A 19,706-nucleotide genomic window follows, 5' to 3' on the forward strand; every position below is an offset into this window, starting at 1 on the left:
CCAAAACAAAACCCCGGCCAGGGCGAACTGGCCGGGGTTTTTTTGTGTCTGCCCGGAGGCTACCTGAGGCGTTGGGCCTCAGGCAGCAACGGCTGATGCAGATCAGATGGCTGTCGGTTTGCGGCTCGCCATGGCGGTCACGGCATAACCGATCAACGCTGCCAGGATCGAACCGGTGAGGATCCCCATGCGGTCCATGCCGACGTACTCACTGCTGCCGGCCACAAACGCCAGAGAGCCAACAAACAGGCTCATGGTGAAGCCGATGCCACACAGGATGGCCACGCCAAACACTTGCCCCCAGTTTGCGCCTGCTGGCAGCGCTGCCATGCCGGTTTTGATGGCGATCCAGGTCAGGCCGAATACACCCACGGTTTTACCGATCAGCAAGCCTGCGGCAATCCCCATTGGCACGTGGCTGACGAAGTTGTGCAGAGTAATGCCCGCCAACGACACGCCCGCATTGGCGAAGGCAAACAACGGCAAGATCCCGTATGCCACCCACGGGTGCAATGCATGCTCAATGGTCATGAGCGGCGAGGGCTCGGAGTTCTTGGTGCGCAACGGGATGCAGAACGCCAGTGTGACGCCCGCCAGCGTGGCGTGAACGCCGCTTTTGAGCACACACACCCACAGAATCAGGCCGACAATCATGTACGGCGCGACCTTCACCACGCCCATGCGGTTCATGAGGATGAGCACCAGCAGGCACGCAGCGGCCAGAATCAGGGACAGGCCCGACAGTTCGCTGGAGTAGAACAGGGCAATCACCACAATCGCGCCCAAGTCATCGATGATCGCCAGCGTCATCAAGAACAGCTTGAGCGACACCGGAACCCGCTTGCCCAGCAGCGCCAGGACACCCAGCGCGAACGCGATGTCGGTGGCCATGGGAATTGCCCAGCCGCCCAGCGCATCCGGGTAGTCCTTGTTGATGAACCAGTAGATCAGCGCGGGCACCACCATGCCACCAATCGCTGCGGCACCGGGCAGCACCACCTGCGATGGCTTGGACAACTGGCCTTCCAGCAGCTCGCGTTTGACTTCCAGGCCGATCAGCAGGAAAAACAACGCCATGAGGCCGTCGTTGATCCACAGCAGCGAAGGTTTGGCAATTTGCAGGGCGCCGATTTGCACGGCCACGGGCGCGTCCAGAAAGGCGGTGTAGAAGTGTGAAAGCGGTGAGTTGTTAATGATCAAAGCCAGAGCGGCTGCGGCAATCAACAGCAGACCGCTGGCAGCTTCCAACTGAAAGAAACGAGTGAAAGTGCTACGCAGAGGCAAGGTCGCTCTCCATCGGTGAGTGAAAGGGTGCAACACCCTAACCTGAGAGGTTAGTTGTTAAAACAAAAACTATATTCTTTTTTGTTATAAGCCGGCGCGCGAAATCACACCGCTCAAAAGCCTAGCAGTTGTGTATCAAAGTGAGTCGCGAATTAGCCGTAAAAGCCCGAGGAAAAGGGCTCAAACAGTTGAAGGAAAATGCTATCGCCAGGCGGCGATAGGGTCGCAGGGCCCCTTGTTTTTGATGGCTCGCGCAGAACGGTCGGGCAGTCCTGTGCGAGCCATGCCTGGTTTAAGCGTCGATGCCCAGCAAATCGCGGGCGACCGCTTCAGCGATGCGGATACCGTCCACGCCTGCCGACAGAATGCCGCCTGCATAACCGGCGCCTTCACCTGCCGGGTACAGGCCTTTGACGTTCAGGCTTTGCATCGAGGCGTCGCGGGTCATGCGCAAGGGCGATGAGGTGCGAGTCTCGATCCCGGTCAGGATCGCGTCATGCATCGAGAAGCCTTTGATTTGCTTCTCGAACGCTGGCAAGGCTTCGCGGATGGCTTCGATGGCGTAATCCGGCAAGGCCAGCGCCAGGTCACCCAGCGAAACGCCCGGCTTGTACGACGGTTCGACGCTGCCCAGCGCGGTGGAGGGTTTGCCGGCAATAAAATCGCCAACCAGCTGTGCCGGTGCTTCGTACGTGCTGCCGCCCAGCACGTACGCGTGGGCTTCGAGGCGCTCCTGCAGCTCGATACCGGCCAATGGTCCGCCCGGGTAGTCTTCGGGGGTGATGCCGACCACGATGCCAGAGTTGGCATTGCGTTCGTTACGCGAGTACTGGCTCATGCCGTTGGTCACCACACGGCCAGGTTCGCTGGTGGCTGCCACGACCGTACCGCCAGGGCACATGCAGAAGCTGTACACCGAACGCCCGTTTTTGGCGTGGTGCACCAGTTTATAGTCGGCTGCACCCAGCTTCGGGTGCCCGGCATATTTGCCCAGTCGTGCGCTGTCGATCAGCGATTGCGGGTGTTCGATGCGGAAACCGACCGAGAACGGCTTGGCTTCCATGTACACACCGCGTCCGTGCAGCATACGGAAGGTGTCACGGGCACTGTGGCCCAGCGCCATGATGACGTGGCGTGCGTTCAATTGCTCGCCATCGGCCAGTATCACGCCGGTCAATTGGCCGTTGTCGATCAACACGTCGGTTACGCGCTGCTGGAAGCGGACTTCGCCACCCAAGGCCTCGATCTGCTGACGCATGTTTTCCACGACGCCCGTCAGACGGAACGTCCCGATATGCGGCTTGCTGACGTAGAGAATTTCTTCAGGCGCACCGGCTTTCACGAACTCGTGCAGCACTTTACGGCCGTGGTGCTGCGGGTCTTTGATCTGGCTGTACAGTTTGCCATCAGAGAACGTACCGGCACCGCCCTCACCAAACTGCACGTTGGATTCGGGGTTCAGCACGTTTTTACGCCACAGTCCCCATGTGTCTTTAGTGCGCTGACGCACTTCCGGGCCACGCTCAAGAATGATGGGCTTGAACCCCATCTGAGCCAGCAACAGGCCAGCAAAAATGCCGCACGGACCGAAGCCGACCACAATCGGGCGTTCGCTCAGATCCTGTGGGGCCTGACCGACTACCTTGTAGCTGACGTCCGGTGCAGGGTTGACGTTGCGGTCATCGGCAAATTTGAGCAGCAACGGCGCTTCATCACGCACCGACAGGTCGATGGTGTAGATAAAGCACAGTTCGGAGGTTTTTTTGCGCGCGTCGTAGCTGCGCTTGAACAAGGTGAAATCGAGCAGGTCATCATCGGCGATGCCCAGGCGCTGCACGATGGCAGGGCGCAGGTCTTCTTCGGGATGGTCGATTGGCAACTTGAGTTCGGTAATTCGTAACATGACGGTGGTCCAGTATTGGGGCCAGGTTTACCCCGGCAGCCATAGACCGGCGATTATAGGCTGCTTCGGGGTAAATCCGTCAGGCTTAAACGGCAATGTTCAGTAACAGTCGTCGATTAGTCGTTGCGCGCGCCACCGAAATAGCCGCAACCGCGCTGCACCTGCCCGTTGACCCGCAGCTCGGCGCCTAAATGTTGCACGCTGCCATTAACACTGTCGGTGCAACGTTGCGGGGCCACCCACAGCTCAATGCGTTGGTGGTTGGCTTCGGTGGACAGGTAAAAGCGCCCGTCACCGACTTGCTCTTCCACATACGGCAGCGCCAGGGGCGGTTGGCCTTCACGGGTCAACTCCAGGCCCTTACTGCCCGCACGGACTTCCCACGCCGGGCCGTTGCCGTTGGCATGCACGGTCAATTGCTTGAAGTTCGGGTCTTGGCAGGCCGTACTGCTGCGCTCAAGACGATAGAGCTGTTTGACGTTGACCTCGCCATTCGAACCGGCGGTTTTGCTGGCGATAAATTGGCCGCGAATGTCCGCGAACAGGGCCTCGGGCTTGATGGGCATGTCTGCGGCATCTTGTACGAGCGTGGTGTTTTCGCTGTCACGCACCACGTAACGCTGTTGTCCGACACAGGGCTGGAAGACCAGCTCACCGTTGGTCGAAACCAACTGGCCTTGCAGACGCGACAAACCCGCATGGCTGTCCACGGGTTTGCTGTTGAACAATTGGCAGCCCGCGAATACGGGGAGCAGGGCGACTAAAACTAAGGAACGGGCAGCACGCATCTTCGGGTCTCCTGACAAGTGCCGCCACGTTACTCAGGCTCGCCTGCCATCACAAGTGTTTAGCCGACCTGATAGGTCTGGCCGGTGTGCAAACCTTCAACACTTTTTGCGTAGGCCAGTGCCACCTCCGCGGCCGGAACCGGTTTGAACCCGCGGAAGAAAGGAGCGTAATGATCCATGGCTTCTTCCAGTACGGTGGGGCTGACCGAGTTCACACGTTGATAGCGGCGGCTTTTGCGGAACCGCCTTGACACGGTAGAGGGGGGGCTTGGCAGATGACCCCTTCTGAACAGGGATTTATTGGGTGGCACTGCTCTTGAATACACCACTTTTTAAATTTCGGAGAAGTCCTACAAGTCGCCTTAAGCCCTTGAATTAGCCTGTTCAGCTTACTTGAAGGAGTGGCGTGAATGGCTAACCAAGGTTACATGACCATTATCGGCAAGGCGCAAGGCCTTATTTCGGCGGGGTGTTCAACCCAAGAATCGATTGGCAATAAATGCCAGTCGGCACACGCCGATGAAATTATGGTGCTTTCTTACAATCACAATATGGCTAATTTGGGGAATATTGACAGGCCAACACATAAACCCATTCTGATTACAAAGAACGTTGATAAATCGTCGCCTTTACTCGCTCAAGCGCTCTCAAATAGAGAGGAAATAAATGGCGTTATTCACTTTTATCGCATTTCTTCATTTGGATTGCAGGAAAAATTTTACACCGTTGAAATCAAAGGCGGTGTTGTTGTCGATCTCACACTCGACATGCCCCATGCCGTTTTACAAAATGACTTCGAGCCCCAAGAGCATCTTGCGATTCGATACCGCTACATTACTTGGACTCACCATTTGGCAGGGACCAGCGGGTACAGCTCATGGGGAGATGAGTGAATGAGCCCTTCAAAGGATGGCTGTTTTCCCGACAGTTGCGATTACTGGATCGTCAGTCAGGCCGCTGCGAATTTGGCAAAACAAGCCTGCACACTTGGGGCTCGTCACATTCAAGATGGCACACTGCGTATTCAATTCAATCGGGAGGTCGCCTATTACGCACGAGGTATTGTTAACGATGTTGCTTTGGGAAATAAGAGCCCTGAGGAGGGTCTGCAGGACATAAAAAACGAACAGAGCAGCCTCCTTAGTCAATCATTGGAAGTCGCTCAAAAAGGTGTTGCCGCAATCGCAGGGGCACTTCAGATCGCTGCGGGTGCCGGGATGTGCTATGCCTCAGCTGGTACGCTCTGTGTCTTTGCTGGAGGACCGTTGATGGCTCATGGGGCCAACAATGTGTATGAAAACGGGCGAAATTTATGGGAAGGACGCTCTGATACACAGGGGCCACTTAGAAAGGGGTATCAGAAGCTGGCTAGCCTAATGGGGGGCAGCGCTTTCGAGGGTGATATAGCTTATGGGACTTTGGAGTTGGGACTTTCCGCCTACGGCGTCGGTCGGTTGGTATTAAAGCCTGATGCATGGCGCTTGTTCAGGTATGTGCGCACCGATTATGTGCGAGGGTATGAAAATGCGAGTAAAACGGCGTTGTCATTTGAAGTGTTATCGAATGGCGTGACAATAGAATCTATGTACCCGGGTGCCAGAGATAATGATGAATAACGCGCTCCTTGTGTCGATGCTCTATTTGTTTGCTTCGGTTGTTGTTTTTTTGGTTTTTTTTGCGACGTCCAGAGCGATATCGGGGCGAAGGTTTAAAGTGGCCGGGTTCTGGTTGTTTTTTGTACTGGCCATGCTTTGGGGGATGGTTCAATTAAATGTAGCGCGCCATGGTTATATTTATTTCTTTCCTTCTTCCAAGGTCATTATTGAAGGTAACTATATCGTCCGATGGGTCGCATTTATAAGTGCTGTGCTTCAAGCCGTTTGCATCCCAAGTCGAGAAAAAACTCGGCGTTTTTTGTCTCAAAAATAGACGTGTACCTAAAGTGTTGTGCGTGAATGTCGACGTCTTGCTGACATCATGGGCTCTTGGTTATGCCCTGTGGACGGTGTTTGTCGCCGCCAACATTTATTCGATGGCCGCTTGTAATTTATTACTCCCCCTATGCCAGCGTGCTCAATACCGATCGGCCTGATGCGCTTGTGCCGTGCGTTTGCGTCATGACCTCAAGCGCACGCACTTATAGGTGGATGACCTCATGAGTTGGTTTCAACGCACTGCGTCGACCTGCGATCAGCCTTGACGATAACGGCGCGCCAGCCAGTGGTCGATGGAAAGGGTGCCCGGTCCACGCGCCATCAGGTACAGCAAAATCGTGGCCCACGTCCCGTGCGTGGCGTAGGCATCGGGGTAAACGAACAGTTGAATGGTCAGGGTCATGCCCAGCAGCGCCAACGCTGAAAAGCGGGTCGCCAGGCCCACCAAAATCAGCACCGGGAACAGGTGTTCGCAAACGGTCGCCGCGTAAGCGGCGAACTCCGCAGGCAGCAGTGGCACCTTGTACTCGTGGCTGAACAAGTACAGGGCTGAATCGGCCAGGTGCGGGGTGCCCCACTCGAACGTGCCGGACACGAAGTCCAGTGCAAAGCCCTCGACTTTGGTTTGCCCGGACTGCCAGAACACGGCGGCGATGGAGAAGCGCGCGATGAACGCTATCAGGGAGTGGGGAATGCGTTGCAGAGCCTGCGTTGTTCTGGCCACAAAATGACCTAACGTGCAGGCATAACCTGTCAATGTGCTCATGGCCTTACCTCGTGGACGGACTGCACGTCAGTGATTGCGCCTTTGCTGATGAGCAGCGCCAGGCACTGGCTCAAGTCAAACTCTGGGTCGGCTTGCAGGGCGTAGTCAGCAGCTTGCCCAAGAGGGCAGCGGGTTTTCAAAAGTCGAATAAACGCCACGCAGCCTGAATTGACGGCGAACACTTCCACGTTCAGACCATGGCGCAGCACCAACGCACTTTGCGGGTGACGCGGGTCCAGGCCCTGAAGTTGCCCGTCTTGTGTGTGGGCGATCCACAAGGCGGCCACGGCATACGCAGAGTGCAAGGTGGCGACGCTTGGGTGCAGGGTCATGCGCAGGTGTTCAAGCGTCTCGGGTGTGGCTACTGCGCGCGCGAGTATGTGCGGGTTCAGGAGCAGGGCATCGGCGGCGTGATACGCCTGCACGCAGAGCCATTCCAGACGTGCGACATCTGCCAGGTACGGCTGGCTGTTGGCCGGAGCAAAGCCTTGAATGAAGTCCGGGAAGCCACGACCGTAGCGGCTCATGACCGGATGGTCTGGCGGGTTTTTCTGCACAAACACGTGGGCCATGCCATGGAAAAACGCCTCGCCCACCCATTGGGCGACCACCGGAAAACTGCTGCCCAACGCGTTGATCAAACCGCTCTGTACATTGTTTCGGTACACGGAAAACCGGCTCGCCGCATCACTGCCCTCCGGGCAGATCACGCCCTGCGGGCAACTCGGCTGCGGATCGAACAGGGCGGCGCTGAAGGCTTGTTGCATGGTCATGAGCGCACCTTTGAGGTCTGTAGACAGTGATCAGCGCGCTGCGCGTCGATGAGCAGCTCGCTCAAGGCGGGGACGTGATTGTCCCGTTCAATCAGCGTCGCCATGGGGCCGATCCGCATGAGTACCTGCTGATAAAGGGCCCAGACGGCGTCATCCACGGCTGAACCATGGTTGTCGATCAGCAGGCGCTGACCCTGGCTGTCGGTATCTTCAGCAAAACCTGCCAGATGAAGTTCGGCGACGGCTTGTAATGGCAGGGCCTCGATGTAGGTCATGGGATCGCGGCGATGATTGATGCAGGACACGTACACATTGTTCACATCCAGCAACAGGCCACAGCCCGTGCGCTGGATCACGTGTTGAATAAACGCCGCTTCTTCGTAATCGGCCTGATCGAACTCGACGTAGGTCGCCGGATTTTCCAGCAGCATGGGCCGTCGCAGGGCGTTTTGTACCTGATCGATATGCTCACAGACGCGGGTCAACGTCGAGTCGTCATAGCGCAGAGGCAACAGGTCATTGAGAAACCACGGACCGTGTGTGGACCAGGCCAGATGTTCAGAGAATTGTTCCGGCTGATAACGGTCGAGCAGGGTGCGCAAGCGCAACACATGTGCTTGATCCAGCGGTCCCTCGCTGCCAATGGACAGGCCAACACCGTGGATTGATAGCGGGTAGTGTTCTCGAATCAAGCTCAAGTAGTGGTGAAAAGGGCCTCCGTCGACCATGTAGTTTTCGGCATGGACTTCGAAGAACCCGACATCGGGTCGGGTCTCCAGAACGTCCTTGAAGTGCTCGGCCTTGAGCCCCAGCCCCGCACGTGGCGAAAGCTGGGGCGCACGAGGCGCGATGAGCGAAGCAGTCGGGCTGTGCATCATCATGGCTCGATGACGATTGTCAGGATTTGGCGATATAAGCAGTCAACTGACCGAAGCCGGTCGGTGATGTGCTGCTGACAGTGCGCTCGCATGTGCCTTTAGGGACGAGTTTCCACGCGTTGGCCTGATGGTCGGTTTTGGCTGTGCCCGCGCAGGTGGTGCCAGCGCCAGCGGCGCAATCGTTCTTGCCAGTCATGGCAACACCGAAGCATTTTTCCATGTCGCCCGACGCGAATGCGGTGGAGGGCAGGGCGGCCATGCTCAAGGCTGAACCCAGGGCCAGCGCCAAGGCGGTGGCGGACACAGTGCGAGTGGTTAGGTTAGACATGGTGATTCTCCGAGGTTGAGTTTTTAGTGTGGCCAGCGCGTTATGGCGACCGGCTTACCCCACTAGAGAAGCGACCTCGGGTTTTGTTACAGATGAGTCGAAAAAAATAAATGGCATGGCTGGGGCGGGTGGAGTCGATGCTGAAACGCCGCGCTGCGCCTGTGCAACCGTGTTAAAGGGATTTGGGGAGCAACGGAACAGAAAGTGCACTTAAGCCCTACCAGCGTCGTTCAGTAGCTTCCTCCCAGGCATCCGCCTCGATAAAGCAGTTGCGCATCTCGGCTTCCTGGCTGATCTCGCCGAGCAAGTCATGCACCTCCTTATCCAATTCCTCGTCGCTCTGATAGGGAACTGTCAGTTCATAGTTTCCCGACTCCAGGCGCTTCACGCCGAATGGCTCTAGGCAATAGCGCTCAATGTTCTCCTTGGCCCTCTTTCGACCGCGCACGAACTTGCTGTTGTTCTCCACCGCCAAACGCAACGTAATGGTGGCAACCCGTTCAATGGCCGACTCTGCAGGTGACGCGACATTGCGCTGCTGACCCCGCGTTTGTTCGCTCTTCTGATACGTCCCGATATCGACACTACGATGACTCAGGAGCAACGCGACGGCTTTGGTCGCTATGTCGATCCTCCTAGCCGCGAAGAGCTGGAGCGCTATTTCCACCTGAGCGATGACGACCACAAAGCCCTCCTGCCGCTACGCGGCGAATACAACCGTCTCGGCTACGCCACGCAACTGACCAGCGTCCGTTACTTGGGCACCTTCCCTGAAGACTTTTCAGTCATTCCGGATGAGGTTCTGCAAGTGCTCAGTCGTCAACTAGGCATCAATGATCCGACGTGCATCCTGGCCTATGCTGAAACCCGCCAGCGTCAACGTCATGCTGGCGAGATTCAGGAGCGTTATGGCTATCGGGTGTTTGCTGACTCCAGCGTCGGCTTGCGACTTGCTCGCTGGTTATATGCGCTCTGCTGGCCAGGGACAGATCGTCCTGGTGAGCTGTTCAATCGGGCGACGACTTGGTTGCTGACGCATAAGGTTTTACTGCCTGGCGTAACGGTACTGGAGCGGTTTATCGCCCAACTGCGCAGTCGGGTCGAAGAGCGCCTCTGGCTCACCTTAGGCCGCAGCGTGACTGATGAACAGAGACAGCACCTGCAAGAATTGCTGGTAGTGGTCGAAGGTAACCGCTACTCCCGCCTGGATCAGTTGCGCTCAGGCCCGGTGATGATCAGTGGGCCCGCACTGATTCGTGCGCTACGACGACTCGATGACGTGCGAGGCATCGGCATCACCTTGCACGCAGCGGCCCATATCCCACCCAGCCGAATCGCGGCCCTGGCACGCTTTGCCAACACGGCCAAGGTCACCGCGATCAACCGGCTGCCGGCATCACGGCGGATGGCAACGCTGGTGGCATTTGCGCTTTGTCTGGAGGCGACTGCGCATGATGACGCCTTAGAAGTGCTGGAAGCCTTACTGCGCGACCTATTCAGCAACGCAGAGAGGGCCGACAAAAAAGCTCGGTTGCGCAGTCTAAAAGACCTGGATCGCTCGGCGGCAACGCTCGCTGCCGCATGCAAGGTGGTACTGGATAGCTCAATCAGTGATGACAACGTCCGTGCCCGGCTGTTCAACGACCTACCACGTATCACGCTGGAGAAAGCCCTCGAAGAGGCCACCGCGTTGATCCGTCCGGCCAACGATGTGTATTACCTCGCCCTGGAGGAGCGCTACCGCAGCGTGCGCCGTTTCCTTCCCGACCTATTGAAGCATGTTCGCTTCGGCTTCAGTCCGGCAGGCAAGGGCGTGGCAGCGAGTCTGGACTGGCTGCAACTGAACCTACCTCGCAGGAAACCGGAAGATGATGCACCGCAAGAGATCGTGGCCAAGGCTTGGCAGCAGCACATCACTCGCGAAGACGGCTCCCTCGACATGGGCGCCTATGTCTTCTGTACGCTTGATGCGCTGCGCACGGCCTTACGCCGCCGCGATGTCTTTGTTTCACCCCGTTGGCGCTATGCCGACCCGCGTATCGGCCTGCTCGATGGTGCTGAATGGCTGATGGCACGACCGATCATCTGCCGCTCGCTGGGCCTGACTATCGATGCCAAAACCACCTTGGACGCCTTGTCTGTCGAGCTAGATGCAACGTGGCAGGCAGTCGCCGCCCGCTTGCCCGAAAACCCTGCCATCCAACTGAGCGAGAGCGCTGATGGCGAAACTGAGCTGTCCCTCGGAGCGCTGGACAAGCTGGAGGAACCGAACTCGCTACTGCAACTGCGTGCGGCAGTGGCCGACTTGATGCCGCGTGTCGATCTGCCGGAAACTCTATTGGAAATCGCCGCTCGTACCGGCTTCGCTGAGGCCTTCACCCATGTGTCCGAACGCAATGCGCGGGCCGATAACCTGGTGATCAGCCTGTGTGCCGTACTCCTGGGGGGAGCCTGTAACACCGGCCTGGAACCATTAATCCGCAACGACAACCAAGCGCTACGCCGTGATCGACTGTCCTGGGTTAGCCAGAACTATCTACGCGACGACACCCTGTCAGCAGCCAATACCATTCTGGTGGCTGCACAAAGCCAACTGGAACTGGCTCAGATCTGGGGCGGCGGCGAAGTGGCCTCCGCCGATGGCATGCGTTTCGTCGTACCGGTACGTACGGTGCATGCTGGCCCCAACCCGAAATATTTCGGTACCGGCCGGGGCGTCATCTGGTACAACCTGATTTCCGATCAGTTCTCCGGCCTGAACGCCATCACGGTGCCCGGCACTTTGCGTGACAGCTTAGTATTGCTAGCGGTTGTGCTGGAACAACAGACCGAATTGCAGCCAACACAGATCATGACCGATACCGGCGCCTACAGCGATATGGTATTCGGGTTGTTCCGTCTGCTCGGTTATCACTTCTGCCCGCGTCTGGCGGATGTCGGTGGTACCCGCTTCTGGCGCACACGCCCTGATGCGGATTACGGCAAACTCAACGGACTGGCTCGGCAGTCGGTCAAGCTCGACCTTATCGCCGAACACTGGGATGACCTGCTGCGCCTGGCTGGCTCACTCAAACTCGGTCGAGTACCGGCGACCGGTATCATGCGCACTCTACAGACAGGTGATCGTCCGACCCGCCTGGCCCAGGCACTGGCCGAGTTCGGGCGGATCGAGAAAACCCTGCACACGTTGACCTACATCGATGATGAGTCCAAACGCCGGGCTACTCTGACCCAGTTGAATCGCGGCGAAGGCCGGCACAGCCTGGCTCGTGCCGTGTTCCATGGCAAACGTGGCGAGCTTCGCCAGCGCTACCGCGAAGGCCAAGAAGATCAACTCGGTGCCCTGGGTCTGGTGGTGAACATTATCGTGCTGTGGAACACCCTCTACATGTCGGCAGCCGTGAAACGGCTAAAGCAGCACGGCTAACCGGTGCTGGACGAGGATCTGGCTCGGCTGTCGCCGCTGATCTTCGAGCATATCAACATGCTCGGCCGCTATTCCTTCGCGGTACCGGAAGAGGTCGCTCGTGGGGAGTTGCGGCCACTGCGTAATCCCGACGATAACGCGTGATTCTCTTAAGGGCGTCTGTGGTGAGCGTTGGTACGGTTTGCGACCACCAAGTATCAGGCGTTGCACGTTAGAAACAGCTCCAGATCTCTGGGTAGTTCCAACGAACAAAGCTGCTCTATAGCGCTAATTTGCTCCGAAGTAAGCCGGTAGTCGTATACGTAATCATCGTCTTTTTCCCAGCCCATTATCAGTTTAAGATCTGCGACAGAAACTGGAATTTCCTTTTCAAAAGACGCGAAGTCCTCACCTTCAGGGACTCCCATAATCACATGCTTCATGGTTCTACTTTCCTTGTCGGGTCTGCTGCTTTGTTTTGAGTGCCCGTTTTGTGATCAAACTCGCCGAGGTGCTTGCCTCGTTTATTGTATTTCTCAACTGCACCATGCTGGAAATCCCATTCGTAGATTGTGCCGTCTCTGCTCTTCCAGCGTGGACGTAAGCCTCCTCCACCTTGAACTGAAGTTTTTGATTTGGCCCATTTTGCGTCCGGAAACGCTGGCAAGGAGTCAGGTTTTGGATGATAGCCAGATCCTGACACGCTCAGCGAGATGTAAATCGGCTGAATTCCGGTGTTTGGGAACCAGATAATCGCGTCCTGGTAATCGGGCGGGTGCACCGGATTGATCAGGATACGATCGGCCTGCTCGGTCGGTGGATACACCCACGCAGCGGGTTGCAGCGAGGCACCTTCCAGAGCCGGAATACCCAATACAGCGTTGGGATCGGCGGCGGGAGTCCAGATGACCTCGATCCCATCTCCCATATCCGCAACAAGTTGCTCGCCACGCGCCTGCGCCGCGATCACTGGCACGCGCTGCCATTCCCGTTTTGTCCCGGTATAGAATCCGTATACGCTCACGGAGCCATCCGGGAGGTGTTTAATGTTCACTCGCACCCGCGTATTGCCTTCGCTGAGCTGTGCGTATTGCTCGGACGTGTAGAACGCGCTGTCGGGTGAGGTCGTGTTTGGCAGCACCATGCCAATGATTATTTTCACATTCGGCGGGGCCAGCGTCGACAAACTGCCCCCCAAACGCTTGGCCAGCTCGATGGCGCTGCCAGAACCGCCAATCCACTCCAGCGCCGTCCCGGCCGTAGAAACCGCCGTCCCCATGCCCAGCACCGAATACGCGCCATACTGGCTGAGCGACTCGACCGGTACAAATCCGTTCGGGTTGCTGTAGTTGATAATTCCATCGGGCAACGCACACGACTTGGCGAAGACGCAGCCCTTGAGTAAGGGCGAGGGAGCTTTTTTTACTGGAGGGGGAGGCTCTGGGCGTGGTGGTGGCTCGACCAATTGCCGGTTCCGTTTTGCGCGCAATAACGCTTCTAGACGCGCCTTTTCCTTCATCGCTTGCTCGTAACACACCTTGCAGTGGTGTCCTGCCCAGTTCCCTTCAGCCATTTCATTCTCATCCTGATTTCAGACAACAAGCCTACCGGCCAGGGAGTAAGTGAAGCCAGACCCAAGCGTGCAGTCGAGTAGCATTCAGTTTGATGAACGATCCATAAACTGATCAGGCAGATCTATCGGCAGATCACGAAACTGTACTGCCAGAGCTTAAGTGCACTTTCTGTTCCGTTGCTCCCCAAACCCCTTAAACCGCTGCGCAAAAAAAACGGCCCCGAAGGGCCGCTCTCGTGTCACAGGCAGGCTTAGCCGCCGAGGTAGGCGTCGCGCACTTTTGGATCGCAGAGCAACTGCTCGCCCGTGCCTTGCATGACCACCCGGCCGTTCTCCAGCACGTAGGCGCGGTCGGCAATTTTCAGGGCCTGGTTGGCGTTTTGTTCCACCAGAAACACCGTCACACCTTCTTTGCGCAGTTGTTCGATGATGTCGAAAATCTGCTGAATGATGATCGGTGCCAGCCCCAGTGACGGCTCATCCAGCAACAACAGCTTGGGTTTGCTCATCAGCGCCCGGCCAATGGCAAGCATTTGCTGTTCGCCACCGGACATGGTCCCGCCACGTTGGGTGAAACGCTCTTTGAGCCGCGGGAAAAGGTGCAGCACCTTGTCCATTTGCTCCTGGTACTCGTGCTTGTCGGTAAAAAAACCGCCCATGGCGAGGTTTTCTTCGACGGTCAGCCGAGCAAAAACACGACGTCCTTCAGGGACAACGGCGATGCTCTTGCGCATGATCTGCGCCGAACTCAACCCCACCAGTTCTTCGCCCAAGTAACGAATACTGCCGCTGTGAGCCTGTGGCGAACCGCACAGGGTCATCATCAACGTGGATTTCCCCGCACCGTTGGCGCCGATCAGGGTCACGATTTCTCCCTGACGGACCTCGACGTTGACGCTGTGCAATGCCTGAATCTTGCCGTAGAAGGTTGAAACGTTTTCGAATTGCAGCATTTACGCTTCCCCCAAATAGGCTTTGATCACGTCAGGGTTGTCGCGAATCTGTTCCGGTGTGCCGTCGGCCAACGGCGTACCCTGATTGATAACCACGATGTGGTCAGAGATGCTCATCACCAGTTTCATGTCGTGCTCAATCAGCAACACCGTGGCGTTGTGCTCTTCACGCAGTACGCCGATGAGCGCCTTGAGGTCGTCGGTTTCCTTGGGGTTCAAGCCGGCGGCGGGTTCGTCGAGCATGAGAATGCGCGGGCGCGTCATCATGCAGCGGGCGATTTCCAGACGTCGTTGCTGGCCATAAGCCAAAGTGCCCGCCGGGCGGTTGGCGAACTCGGTCAGGTTGACCTTGTCCAGCCAGTACGCAGCGTACTCCATGGCGTCATGTTCGCTTTTACGAAAGGCTGGCGTTTTGAACAAGCCCGCCAGGAAATTGGTGTTGAGGTGGCGATGCTGAGCGATCAGCAAGTTCTCGACAGCCGTCATGTCCTTGAACAGGCGCACGTTCTGGAAGGTGCGCACCACGCCTTTGCGGGCAATTTCGTGACCGGGCAGGCCTTCAATCGCTTGGCCATCGAGCAAAATGCTTCCGGCCGAAGGCTTGTAGAACCCGGTCAGGCAGTTAAAGACGGTGGTTTTACCCGCCCCGTTGGGGCCGATCATGGAAACCACCTGTTTTTCCTTCACGGTCAGGCCCACGCCGTTGACCGCCAACAAGCCGCCAAAGCGCATGCTCAGGCCGCTGACTTTCAGTATCTCGCGGCTCATTTTCGCAGCTCCAGGTGAGGACGTTGCATCGGTAGCAGACCTTGCGGACGCCAGATCATCATCAGCACCATCAGGGCGCCGAACAGCAACATCCGGTATTCACTGAAGTCGCGCATCATTTCCGGGAGCAGAATCATCACCACGGCAGCCAGAATCACACCCAACTGCGAACCCATACCGCCGAGCACAACGATGGCCAGAATGATCGCCGACTCCAGGAAGGTGAACGATTCGGGGGTCACCAGCCCTTGGCGGGCCGCAAAAAAGCTACCGGCAAACCCGGCGAATGTTGCGCCCAGGGTGAAGGCCGAAAGTTTGATGACGGTAGGGTTCAAACCCAGTGCCCGGCAGGCGATTTCGTCCTCACGCAGGGCTTCCCAGGCCCGGCCGATCGGCATGCGCAGCAAACGGTTGATCACGAACAGCACCAGTAGCACCAGCAGTAACGCGATCAGGTACAGGAAAATCACCTTGTTGATCGAGTTATAGGGGATGCCGAAGTATTCGTGGAATGTCTGCATCCCCTCGGCAGCGGTGCGGTCGAAACTCAATCCGAACAGCGTGGGCTTAGGGATGTTGCTGATGCCGTTGGGGCCGCCGGTGATGTCGGTCAGGTTACGCAGGAACAGGCGAATGATCTCGCCAAAGCCCAGGGTCACAATGGCCAGATAGTCACCCCGCAAACGCAAGACCGGGAACCCCAGCAAAAAGCCGAAGGTGGCAGCCATCAGGCCCGCCAGTGGCAGGCACACCCAGAAGCTGAAGCCAAAAAAGTGCGACAGCAACGCGTAGGTGTAAGCGCCGACGGCATAAAAGCCGACATAACCCAAGTCCAGCAAGCCCGCGAGACCCACCACGATGTTCAGGCCAAGGCCCAGCATCACGTAGATCAGGATCAGGGTCGCAATGTCCACCGCGCCACGCGAACCATAGAACGGCCACACCAGTGCCACTACCACCAGACCGAGGATGATCCAGCGCTGAGTGCTGGGCAATGTCAGAAAGTTAGTGGCTTTGGCAGGGACTTTCGGCAGGTTGGGCGAAGCCTTCCAGGCAGCGCTCAATTGCTGGTTGAACAACACGCGCACAAACATCAGCAACGAACAGAGAGCGATCACGCTGAGCGTGAAGGTGCTGGTGTTGTGAACTTCGATGTTGATGCCGACGATGGTCAGTTTCAGACCCAGTACCGGGTAGGCCACAGCCCAGACCAACAGGGCGCTGAAGAACGCCGATTTAAGATTCCTAGTCATACTTTTTCGATCTCCGGACGCCCCAGAATGCCGGTCGGACGGAACAACAGCACCAATACCAGCAGGCCAAACGCCACAACGTCTTTGTATTGGTCGCCGAAAATATCAGCGCCAAAGGCTTCAGCTACCCCCAGTACCAGCCCGCCCAGCATGGCGCCAGGAATGCTGCCGATACCCCCCAGCACGGCGGCGGTAAAGGCTTTTAGCCCCACCAGAAAACCGGCGTTGGGGTTGATCACACCGTATTGCACGCTGATCAGAACCGCCGCGACGGCGGCCAGAGCAGCACCAATCACAAAGGTCAGCGCAATCACGTTGTTGGTATTGATGCCCAGCAGGTTGGCCATCTTCATGTCTTCGGCACAGGCGCGGCAGGCGCGGCCCAAGCGTGAACGGGAGATGAACAGCGTCAGGCCCAGCATGGCAAGGAAGGTGACGATGAAGACCACAATCTGCATGTAGGAAATAACCACTTCGCTCGCGCCACCCGGCCCGAAGGTGAAGCCTCCCGGAATCAGGTTCGGGATGGATTTGTCTTTTGAGTCCTGTGACAAGAGCACCATGTTTTGCAGGAAGATCGACATACCAATGGCAGAGATCAAAGGGATCAGGCGATTGCTGCCGCGCAACGGACGGTAGGCAACCCGTTCGATGCTGTAGCCGTAGGCACTGGTCACCACAATGCTGGCGAGGAACGCTGCCGTCATCAGCAACGGCACGCTGTCCAGCCCCATCATGGTCAGTCCGGCAATGGCGATAAACGCGATGTAGGAACCAATCATGTACACCTCGCCGTGGGCGAAGTTGATCATTCCAATAATGCCGTACACCATCGTGTAGCCGATGGCGATGAGGGCATAGGTGCTGCCAACGTTGAGGCCGTTAACCAGCATTTGGAAAAAGTGATAGATGTCAGGCATTACCAAGCTCCTAAAAACCTGAGACGCATTTCACTGGTGGAGTCATTTTCCGGACTTGGCGGTGTGGATTTGCATCCACTTGGCGCACAAGCCTTCTCCCAGCGAACCGCTGGTGACGGTTTTAAAGATTTTCAGGTGGACAGGCTTTCGGATCACGAAAACGCAGCCCCAATTCAGTCCAACGAACGTCCGTAAAACAAAGCCCACCGCTGTGCAGTGGGCTTCGTTGTCAGATCAACACGCGGCCCTTATTGAGGGCTGACTTCGGTTTTAGGTTTGCCGAAATGCCATTCGTAGACGACGAATTTGAAGTTCTTCACGTCGCCTTTCTCGTCGAAGGTCAACTCGCCGGTAGGGGTTTTGAAAGAACCTTTGTGGATGGCTTCTGCCACTTTGGCCGGGTCTTCGCTCTTGGCTTGCGCGATACCTTGCGCAATTACTTCTACAGCCGCGTAGGCCGGAAATACGAACGGGCCGCTGGGGTCTTCTTTCTTGGCAGCGAAAGCTTCAACTAATGGCTGGTTTGCCGGGTCCTTATCGAATGCTTGCGGCAGGGTTACCAGGAGCCCTTCGGAAGCGTTCTGAGCGATTTGCGAGATAGAGTCATTGCCCACGCCTTCAGGGCCCATGAACTTGGCGTTCAGGCCTTTTTCTTTAGCCTGACGCAGGATCAACCCCAGTTCCGGGTGGTAACCACCGTAGTAAACGAAATCGACATTGGCTTGCTTGAGCTTGCCAATCAGGGAGGAATAGTCTTTTTCGCCTGGGTTGATGCCTTCGAAGACCGCTACTTTCACGCCTTTGTCTTCGAGGGTTTTTTTCACCGCACTGGCAATACCTTCACCGTACTGCTGCTTGTCATGAACCACAGCGACGATTTTCGGTTTGATGTGATCGGCAATGTAGTTACCAGCAGCCGGGCCTTGGGCGCTGTCCAGACCGATGGTGCGGAACACCATTTTGTAACCACGGTTAGTGATCTCAGGGCCAGTAGCGGCCGGGGTAATCATGATGATGCCTTCGTCTTCGTAGATGTCCGAAGCAGGCTGAGTGGAGCTGGAGCACAGGTGGCCAACCACAAATTTAACGCCGTCGTTAACCACTTTGTTCGCCACCGCGACGGCTTGCTTGGGCTCGCAAGCGTCATCGTATTCAACGACTTCTAGCTTTTTGCCGTCTACCCCGCCTTTGGCGTTGATCTGCTCAATGGCCATCTTGGCGCCCGAGAACTGCATGTCGCCATACTGGGTCAGAGGGCCGGTCTTGGCGCCGGCAATACCGATCTTGATGGTGTCTGCGGCAAACGAATGGCTGGCAACGCCGGCCAACACCATAGCGGCAAACAGTTTAGTCATGTGCTTAATAGCCATCTTTATTGTTGCTCCACTCTTCTGTTGTAATTTTTATAGTCCTGGAAGCCAAGGCAGCCGGACCGGGTCTGTTTCTGAGCGAAAATCCCGGCCAATCCCCCCTGCAACTGTACCGGTACAGTGTAGAGCGGCCCTTCAGCGGTTGAATAGCGGGCTGAAGAGGGAAAAACCGAGAAATGTCGCCTAAACGAAAGAAAGAGACAGAATGGCGGCGAAATGGCAGGGGCTTTATTAACAGGATGTTGCTGTCGTGCCCCCGCATGCCTCGTCCCCGTCGCTTTCTTCGTACTCCCACCTGAATCCGGGTTTTTCTACCAGGTCAGCAGCGCTATCATTGCGCCGATTTTTTACCTGGTGGACCCCATGATCGAAGAACCTAGCACCCTCTATGCCAAGCTGCTCGGCGAGACCTCAACAATCGAATGGAAAGCGCTGGAAAAGTTTTTCGCCAAAGGTGAACTGCTGTGGGTCAGCGACGATGTGGACTTGATCGAAGCGGCGCAGGCTGTGAGCCAGGATGAGGCAGGGAAAGTGGCGCAGTGGATGGCCGAGGGAGCCCTCGACAAAGTGTCTGATACGCAGGCGTTAGACTTTGCCGAGCGTGATCCGGTGCTGTGGGCAGTGGTGGTTTCGCCCTGGATCCTGATCCAGGAAAGGGCAGAAAATTAATGCTGCGCACCAAAATCGGGCGATGCTGAGGCGCACAACGCTCACGCTCAAGTGTGTAGGCCAGTAACCGGTTGCCCGATAGTGGCCAGTTGCCGTAGAGAAACGCCACAGTTAGTGCTGTGGCGTTTTTTTTATTTGCC

The 19,706-nt window shown here is 56.9% G+C and carries 19 protein-coding genes and 2 pseudogenes; 5 read left to right on the plus strand and 16 right to left on the minus strand.

Going from position 1 to position 19,706, the window contains the following annotated elements:
• Positions 1-102: 102 nt before the first annotated feature.
• From nhaA to IF654_RS05865, 4 genes and pseudogenes are all read right to left on the minus strand, one after another.
• Positions 103-1,284: a Na+/H+ antiporter NhaA gene (gene nhaA / locus IF654_RS05850; RefSeq protein WP_047274072.1), complete on the minus strand. Its 1,182-nt coding sequence runs from the start codon at positions 1,282-1,284 to the stop codon at positions 103-105.
• A gap of 292 nt (positions 1,285-1,576) precedes the next feature.
• Positions 1,577-3,187: an NAD(P)/FAD-dependent oxidoreductase gene (locus tag IF654_RS05855; RefSeq protein WP_047274074.1), complete on the minus strand. Its 1,611-nt coding sequence runs from the start codon at positions 3,185-3,187 to the stop codon at positions 1,577-1,579.
• Between the two features lie 116 nt (positions 3,188-3,303).
• On the minus strand, positions 3,304-3,975 hold the full coding sequence (locus tag IF654_RS05860) for a COG3650 family protein (RefSeq protein ID WP_047278684.1): 672 nt from the start codon (positions 3,973-3,975) through the stop codon (positions 3,304-3,306).
• Between the two features lie 59 nt (positions 3,976-4,034).
• A pseudogene (locus IF654_RS05865) lies at positions 4,035-4,193 on the minus strand (short chain dehydrogenase); the annotation flags it as partial.
• A 192-nt stretch (positions 4,194-4,385) separates the two neighbouring features.
• On the opposite strand from IF654_RS05865, the gene IF654_RS05870 reads away from it, so the two are divergent.
• From IF654_RS05870 to IF654_RS05880, 3 genes are read left to right on the plus strand one after another with little or no spacing between them, the layout of a single operon-like run.
• A complete protein-coding gene (locus IF654_RS05870) occupies positions 4,386-4,868 on the plus strand; it encodes an Hcp family type VI secretion system effector (RefSeq protein WP_194862676.1) in 483 nt (160 codons plus the stop codon).
• On the plus strand, positions 4,869-5,591 hold the full coding sequence (locus IF654_RS05875; protein ID WP_194862675.1) for a DUF4225 domain-containing protein: 723 nt from the start codon (positions 4,869-4,871) through the stop codon (positions 5,589-5,591).
• Complete coding sequence (locus tag IF654_RS05880; protein ID WP_194862674.1) at positions 5,584-5,904, plus strand: hypothetical protein; 321 nt, start codon at positions 5,584-5,586, stop codon at positions 5,902-5,904. Before IF654_RS05875 ends, IF654_RS05880 begins: the two co-directional genes overlap by 8 nt.
• Positions 5,905-6,165: 261 nt before the next feature.
• Here IF654_RS05880 and IF654_RS05885 read toward each other — a convergent pair whose 3' ends face one another.
• The 5 genes from IF654_RS05885 to IF654_RS05905 form a co-directional block, all read right to left on the minus strand.
• Positions 6,166-6,675 (minus strand): DoxX family protein, encoded by a 510-nt coding sequence (locus IF654_RS05885; protein WP_194862673.1) that lies wholly within the window; start codon positions 6,673-6,675, stop codon positions 6,166-6,168.
• A complete protein-coding gene (locus tag IF654_RS05890; protein ID WP_194862672.1) occupies positions 6,672-7,448 on the minus strand; it encodes an HvfC/BufC N-terminal domain-containing protein in 777 nt (258 codons plus the stop codon). Before IF654_RS05890 ends, IF654_RS05885 begins: the two co-directional genes overlap by 4 nt.
• The gene (gene bufB / locus IF654_RS05895) at positions 7,445-8,329 is read right to left on the minus strand and encodes an MNIO family bufferin maturase (RefSeq protein WP_194862671.1); all 885 of its coding nucleotides are present in this window, start codon (positions 8,327-8,329) and stop codon (positions 7,445-7,447) included. Before bufB ends, IF654_RS05890 begins: the two co-directional genes overlap by 4 nt.
• A 16-nt stretch (positions 8,330-8,345) precedes the next feature.
• The gene (locus IF654_RS05900) at positions 8,346-8,654 is read right to left on the minus strand and encodes a BufA1 family periplasmic bufferin-type metallophore (RefSeq protein ID WP_194862670.1); all 309 of its coding nucleotides are present in this window, start codon (positions 8,652-8,654) and stop codon (positions 8,346-8,348) included.
• A gap of 217 nt (positions 8,655-8,871) precedes the next feature.
• Entirely contained in the window at positions 8,872-9,258 is a 387-nt protein-coding gene (locus IF654_RS05905) for a transposase (RefSeq protein ID WP_230683760.1), read from the minus strand.
• On the opposite strand from IF654_RS05905, the pseudogene IF654_RS05910 reads away from it, so the two are divergent.
• Positions 9,244-12,225: pseudogene (locus tag IF654_RS05910) on the plus strand (Tn3 family transposase). The gene IF654_RS05905 and the pseudogene IF654_RS05910 sit on opposite strands and share 15 nt — an antisense overlap.
• A gap of 53 nt (positions 12,226-12,278) precedes the next feature.
• On the opposite strand, the gene IF654_RS05915 reads toward IF654_RS05910, so the two are convergent.
• The 7 genes from IF654_RS05915 to IF654_RS05945 form a co-directional block, all read right to left on the minus strand.
• The gene (locus IF654_RS05915; RefSeq protein WP_047274089.1) at positions 12,279-12,503 is read right to left on the minus strand and encodes a DUF7683 domain-containing protein; all 225 of its coding nucleotides are present in this window, start codon (positions 12,501-12,503) and stop codon (positions 12,279-12,281) included.
• Positions 12,500-13,633: a colicin E3/pyocin S6 family cytotoxin gene (locus IF654_RS05920; protein WP_230683761.1), complete on the minus strand. Its 1,134-nt coding sequence runs from the start codon at positions 13,631-13,633 to the stop codon at positions 12,500-12,502. Before IF654_RS05920 ends, IF654_RS05915 begins: the two co-directional genes overlap by 4 nt.
• Before the next feature lie 251 nt (positions 13,634-13,884).
• Positions 13,885-14,586, minus strand: coding sequence for an ABC transporter ATP-binding protein (locus IF654_RS05925; protein WP_047274091.1), 702 nt, complete (start codon positions 14,584-14,586; stop codon positions 13,885-13,887).
• A complete protein-coding gene (livG, locus tag IF654_RS05930) occupies positions 14,587-15,354 on the minus strand; it encodes a high-affinity branched-chain amino acid ABC transporter ATP-binding protein LivG (protein WP_047274093.1) in 768 nt (255 codons plus the stop codon). It lies immediately after the preceding gene.
• The gene (locus tag IF654_RS05935; RefSeq protein WP_047274095.1) at positions 15,351-16,607 is read right to left on the minus strand and encodes a high-affinity branched-chain amino acid ABC transporter permease LivM; all 1,257 of its coding nucleotides are present in this window, start codon (positions 16,605-16,607) and stop codon (positions 15,351-15,353) included. Before IF654_RS05935 ends, livG begins: the two co-directional genes overlap by 4 nt.
• Positions 16,604-17,527 carry a high-affinity branched-chain amino acid ABC transporter permease LivH gene (gene livH, locus IF654_RS05940; RefSeq protein ID WP_047274097.1) on the minus strand — a complete coding sequence of 308 codons (924 nt, stop codon included), beginning with the start codon at positions 17,525-17,527 and terminating at the stop codon, positions 16,604-16,606. Before livH ends, IF654_RS05935 begins: the two co-directional genes overlap by 4 nt.
• 248 nt (positions 17,528-17,775) lie before the next feature.
• Positions 17,776-18,897: a branched-chain amino acid ABC transporter substrate-binding protein gene (locus IF654_RS05945; RefSeq protein ID WP_083334110.1), complete on the minus strand. Its 1,122-nt coding sequence runs from the start codon at positions 18,895-18,897 to the stop codon at positions 17,776-17,778.
• A gap of 363 nt (positions 18,898-19,260) precedes the next feature.
• On the opposite strand from IF654_RS05945, the gene IF654_RS05950 reads away from it, so the two are divergent.
• Positions 19,261-19,566 carry a DUF2288 domain-containing protein gene (locus tag IF654_RS05950; protein WP_047274101.1) on the plus strand — a complete coding sequence of 102 codons (306 nt, stop codon included), beginning with the start codon at positions 19,261-19,263 and terminating at the stop codon, positions 19,564-19,566.
• The last annotated feature ends 140 nt before the right edge of the window (positions 19,567-19,706 follow it).

This window comes from Pseudomonas lundensis, from assembly GCF_015377145.2.
Lineage (GTDB): Bacteria > Pseudomonadota > Gammaproteobacteria > Pseudomonadales > Pseudomonadaceae > Aquipseudomonas > Aquipseudomonas lundensis.

What these genes read in the sequence shown, in the direction of transcription:
- livG (WP_047274093.1), bottom strand. Translation starts at nt 15,354, where the DNA reads ATGAGCCGCGAGATACTGAAAGTCAGCGGCCTGAGCATGCGCTTTGGC.
- IF654_RS05925 (WP_047274091.1), bottom strand. Translation starts at nt 14,586, where the DNA reads ATGCTGCAATTCGAAAACGTTTCAACCTTCTACGGCAAGATTCAGGCA.
- IF654_RS05920 (WP_230683761.1), bottom strand. Translation starts at nt 13,633, where the DNA reads ATGGCTGAAGGGAACTGGGCAGGACACCACTGCAAGGTGTGTTACGAG.
- IF654_RS05935 (WP_047274095.1), bottom strand. Translation starts at nt 16,607, where the DNA reads ATGACTAGGAATCTTAAATCGGCGTTCTTCAGCGCCCTGTTGGTCTGG.
- IF654_RS05880 (WP_194862674.1), top strand. Translation starts at nt 5,584, where the DNA reads ATGAATAACGCGCTCCTTGTGTCGATGCTCTATTTGTTTGCTTCGGTT.
- IF654_RS05900 (WP_194862670.1), bottom strand. Translation starts at nt 8,654, where the DNA reads ATGTCTAACCTAACCACTCGCACTGTGTCCGCCACCGCCTTGGCGCTG.
- IF654_RS05885 (WP_194862673.1), bottom strand. Translation starts at nt 6,675, where the DNA reads ATGAGCACATTGACAGGTTATGCCTGCACGTTAGGTCATTTTGTGGCC.
- IF654_RS05945 (WP_083334110.1), bottom strand. Translation starts at nt 18,897, where the DNA reads ATGGCTATTAAGCACATGACTAAACTGTTTGCCGCTATGGTGTTGGCC.
- IF654_RS05890 (WP_194862672.1), bottom strand. Translation starts at nt 7,448, where the DNA reads ATGACCATGCAACAAGCCTTCAGCGCCGCCCTGTTCGATCCGCAGCCG.
- livH (WP_047274097.1), bottom strand. Translation starts at nt 17,527, where the DNA reads ATGCCTGACATCTATCACTTTTTCCAAATGCTGGTTAACGGCCTCAAC.
- IF654_RS05860 (WP_047278684.1), bottom strand. Translation starts at nt 3,975, where the DNA reads ATGCGTGCTGCCCGTTCCTTAGTTTTAGTCGCCCTGCTCCCCGTATTC.
- IF654_RS05915 (WP_047274089.1), bottom strand. Translation starts at nt 12,503, where the DNA reads ATGAAGCATGTGATTATGGGAGTCCCTGAAGGTGAGGACTTCGCGTCT.
- bufB (WP_194862671.1), bottom strand. Translation starts at nt 8,329, where the DNA reads ATGATGATGCACAGCCCGACTGCTTCGCTCATCGCGCCTCGTGCGCCC.
- IF654_RS05875 (WP_194862675.1), top strand. Translation starts at nt 4,869, where the DNA reads ATGAGCCCTTCAAAGGATGGCTGTTTTCCCGACAGTTGCGATTACTGG.
- IF654_RS05870 (WP_194862676.1), top strand. Translation starts at nt 4,386, where the DNA reads ATGGCTAACCAAGGTTACATGACCATTATCGGCAAGGCGCAAGGCCTT.
- IF654_RS05855 (WP_047274074.1), bottom strand. Translation starts at nt 3,187, where the DNA reads ATGTTACGAATTACCGAACTCAAGTTGCCAATCGACCATCCCGAAGAA.
- IF654_RS05950 (WP_047274101.1), top strand. Translation starts at nt 19,261, where the DNA reads ATGATCGAAGAACCTAGCACCCTCTATGCCAAGCTGCTCGGCGAGACC.